Source organism: Streptomyces sp. NPDC002580, from assembly GCF_042889485.1.
Lineage (GTDB): Bacteria > Actinomycetota > Actinomycetes > Streptomycetales > Streptomycetaceae > Streptomyces.
This window is the reverse complement of record NZ_JBIAQZ010000031.1, coordinates 1-3,858: the sequence shown is the minus strand read 5'-3', so window position 1 is coordinate 3,858 and position 3,858 is coordinate 1. Positions and strand designations below refer to the sequence as shown.

Here is a 3,858-nt window from a genome sequence, read left to right as displayed (position 1 = left end):
AGGAGTTGCTTGCCGGGGTGGGCCCACATGAAGGCGAGGTAGGCGCGGAGGTTCGCGCGCTGCTGCCACCAGTCGCCGGGCATCTTGGAGACGAGCGAGCGTTTGCCGTGGACGACCTCGTCGTGCGAGATCGGCAGGACGTAGTTCTCGCTGTAGGCGTACACCATCGAGAACGTCATCTCGTCGTGGTGGTATCTGCGGTGGACCGGCTCGTGGGACACGTAGTCCAGCGAGTCGTGCATCCACCCCATGTTCCACTTCAGCCCGAATCCCAGCCCGCCGAAGCCTCCGGGTCCGGTGTGGTGGGTGGCCCGGGTGACACCGTCCCAGGCGGTGGACTCCTCGGCGATCGTGACGACGCCGGGGTTGCGGCGGTAGACCGTGGCGTTCATCTCCTGGAGGAAGGCCACCGCGTCGAGGTTCTCCCGGCCGCCGTGCTCGTTCGGCACCCACTGGCCGGGTTCGCGGGAGTAGTCGAGGTAGAGCATGGAGGCGACGGCGTCGACGCGCAGGCCGTCGATGTGGAACTCCTCGCACCAGTAGGTGGCGTTGGCGACGAGGAAGTTGCGGACCTCGCGGCGGCCGTAGTCGAACTCGAGGGTTCCCCAGTCGGGATGGTCGGCGCGCAGCGGGTCGGCGTGTTCGTAGAGGGGGCGGCCGTCGAACTCGGCGAGGGCCCAGTCGTCGCGCGGGAAGTGGGCGGGGACCCAGTCCATGAGGACGCCGACGCCGGCCCGGTGGAGGGCGTCGACCAGGTGCTTGAAGTCGTCGGGAGTGCCCAGGCGGGCGGTGGGGGCGTAGAAACCGGTGACCTGGTAGCCCCAGGAGCCGCCGAAGGGGTGCTCGGCGACGGGCATCAGCTCGACGTGGGTGAACCCGAGGTCGGCGACGTAGGCCGGGAGCTGGTCGGCGAGCTGGCGATACGTCAGGCCAGGTCGCCAGGAGGGCAGATGGACCTCGTACACCGAGAACGGCGCCTCGTGGGCGGGCCGGGCGGCCCGCCGCGCCATCCAGTCCGCGTCCCGCCACACGTGGTGGGACGCGTGGACTATCGAGGAGGTGTGGGGCGGGACCTCGGTGCGGCGGGCCATCGGGTCCGCGCGCAGCGTGCGGGAGCCGTCGGGGCGGGTGATGTCGAACTTGTACAGCTCCCCCTCGCCGATCGCGGGCACGAACAGCTCCCACACCCCGGAGGAGCCGAGCGACCGCATCGGATGGCCCGTGCCGTCCCAGAAGTTGAAGGTGCCGGCCACCCGGACACCGCGCGCGTTCGGGGCCCACACGGTGAACCGCGTTCCCGCGACGCCCTGTTGTTCCATCGGTTCGGCGCCCAGCGCCCGCCACAGCTCCTCGTGCCGGCCCTCGCCGAGCAGATGCAGGTCCAACTCGCCGAGCGTCGGCAGGAACCGGTACGCGTCCTCGGTGTCCAGCACCGTTCCCTCGTAGGCCACGAGCAGCCGGTACGACTCCGGCACCGCGCGCAGCGGCAGCAGCCCGGAGAAGAAACCGTCCCCATCGTCACGGAGTTCGGCACGCAGGTCGTCCGTGACGACGGTGACCCCGAGCGCGTACGGACGGAAGGCCCGGAACGCGACGCCGTCCGGCACCGGATGGGCGCCCAGCACGCCGTGCGGATCGTGGTGCGTGCCGTCCAGCAGCCGCGCCCGGTCCGCCGCGTCGACCCCGGCGGACACGGGAGCACCTCCGGCGGCGGGCTCCGGGATCCTCGCCGTCGCCTTCGGGCCCTTCTTGGAGACCTTGTCGGTCGCGGTCCTGCCGGAGGCCCGCTTGGCGTCGGCCTGTAGCGAGTCGGCCGGTTCCGGCGCGGCCGGTGCCGCCTCGGCCCGTTTCGCCTTGGCCGGCTTGGCGGCCGGTTTCCCGGCCGCCGCCCTCCTGGCGGCAGCCGGCTTCTTCGCGCCGTGCTTCTTCGGATTCTCGTCGGACGGGGGGCGGGGCGTCACGGGCGGGGCCTCCTCGGGAGGATGAGCTCGGGAACGGCGGGGGATCAGAGCGCGGCGGCCAGCCTTCGCACCGCCGCCAGCGGAACGGGCAGCCAGTCCGGGCGGTGCCGGGCCTCGTACACGACCTCGTACACCGCCTTGTCCGTCTCGAAGGCGCGTAACAGGACGGGGTCCATGCGGGGATCGAGACCGCTGACCTCGGCGTATCCGGTGCAGTAGGCGGCCCGGCAGGCGTCGGCCCAGCCGGATGCCGGCGCCTGTGCCGGGGAGCCGGGAGTCCGCGGGACGGAGTGGGCCGCGTAGTCGAAGGAGCGGAGCATGCCCGCGATGTCGCGGGCCGGGGGCTGGGGCATCCGGCGTTCGGCGAGCGGTTTCGACGGCTCGCCCTCGAAGTCGATGAGCGACCAGGCGCCGTCGGGGGAGCGCAGGCACTGGCCCAGATGCAGATCGCCGTGGATGCGCTGAGCCGTCCAGGTGCGGCCCTCGGAGGAGAGGTCGGCCAGCGCCTCGAACGCGGTCCGCAGACCGGGGGCATGGGGCCGCAGCGCGGGAACCGCCTGCGCGGCGGCGTCCAGCCGCTCGGTCATCGCCTCGACGAGAGGCAGCATCCGGGTGTGGCCCAGGGTGACCGTGGGCAGCGAGCGGGCGAGCGCCGTGTGCACCTCGGCGGTGGCCCGGCCCAGCGCGCGCGCCTCGGAGGTGAACTCCTCGCCCTTGGCCAGCTCGCGCAGCGCCAGTTCCCAGCCGTCGGCCGCGCCCTGCACGAACGGCTGGAGCACACCGAGCACGTACGTCTGGGCGTCGAGGTCCGCGAGCATCCAGGCCGCGGGCGCCGGGACCCGCGCGCAGCCCTCCCGGGCCAGCGCCAACGGAAGCTCCAGATCGGGGTTGACCCCGGGGACGATCCGGCGCAGCACCTTCAGGATGAACGTGTCCCCGTAGACGACCGACGAGTTGGACTGTTCGGCCGTCACCAGTCGGGGCACCAGGTCCTCGCGTATCTCCTGGCGCCGGTCGTGCTCGAAGCGCAGGTCACCGATCCGGACCCCGGTGCGCAGGGCCTCCAGGAGCACCGCGGCGGGGCGCGGGTCGTGCAGCGCCTCGTACACCGCCCGGCCCGCCAGCGGTCCCGTCCGCGGATGCCCGATCAGCGCGGGCGCGAGCCGCGGCGGCAGCACCTCGCGCACACCGAGCAGCAACTGGTAGCAGTCCCCGGGATGCGAGGCGGCGCCCTGCGCCGGGGTGCGCGGCTGATGGGCGCGTACGAGCAGATGGATCAGACCGGTGGGGGCGGTGGGCGGCAGCAACTCCACCGCCGCCACCAGGGAGAATCCGGTCACCGGACGTCCTTTGCCCGCGAACCAGCGCTGCCGGGGCAGCCACTCCCGCAGCAGTGGATCGAGTGACGCGAGCAACTCGGGGCGGGCGACCGGGGCCGTGGCATGGTGGGTTGCGGCTTCCGACATGGCGTCGCGTCCTTTCCCCAGTGACCCGGGGTCCCGGATACCGGGCGAGTGTGAGTGATGCGTGCCCAGGGCGGGACGGGAGAAACCGCCCCGCCGCCCGGGTCCTAGACGGCGTCCTTCCGGAGCCGGAACCAGTAGAAGCCGTGACCGGCGAGGGTCAGCAGGTACGGCAGTTCACCGATGGCCGGGAATCGCACGCCGCCGATCAGCTCGACCGGATGTCTGCCGTCGAAGGCGCGCAGGTCGAGTTCGGTGGGCTGGGCGAAGCGGGAGAAGTTGTGCACGCACAGGACGAGGTCGTCGCCCTCGTCCTCGCCCTCGGCCGAAGGCGCTTCGCGCAGGAAGGCGAGGACGGCGGGGTTGGTGGAGGGGAGTTCGGTGTAGGTGCCGAGTCCGAAGGCGGTGTTCTGTTTGCGGATCTCGATCATGCG

Annotated in this window: 3 protein-coding genes; all 3 read right to left on the bottom strand. The window is 72.2% G+C overall.

Annotation, left to right across the window (positions count from 1 at the left end; all coding sequences use genetic code 11):
• A partial coding sequence (gene glgB / locus ACFYW7_RS38835) for a 1,4-alpha-glucan branching enzyme (protein WP_389511415.1) occupies window positions 1–1,961 on the bottom strand: 1,961 nt, incomplete at its 3' end.
• Window positions 1,962–2,005: 44 nt separating this feature from the next.
• Window positions 2,006–3,427, bottom strand: a complete 1,422-nt coding sequence (locus ACFYW7_RS38830; RefSeq protein WP_389511413.1) for a maltokinase — start codon at window positions 3,425–3,427, stop codon at window positions 2,006–2,008.
• A gap of 104 nt (window positions 3,428–3,531) precedes the next feature.
• The coding region (locus ACFYW7_RS38825; RefSeq protein WP_389511411.1) for an alpha-glucosidase C-terminal domain-containing protein at window positions 3,532–3,858 on the bottom strand (327 nt) is incomplete at its 5' end.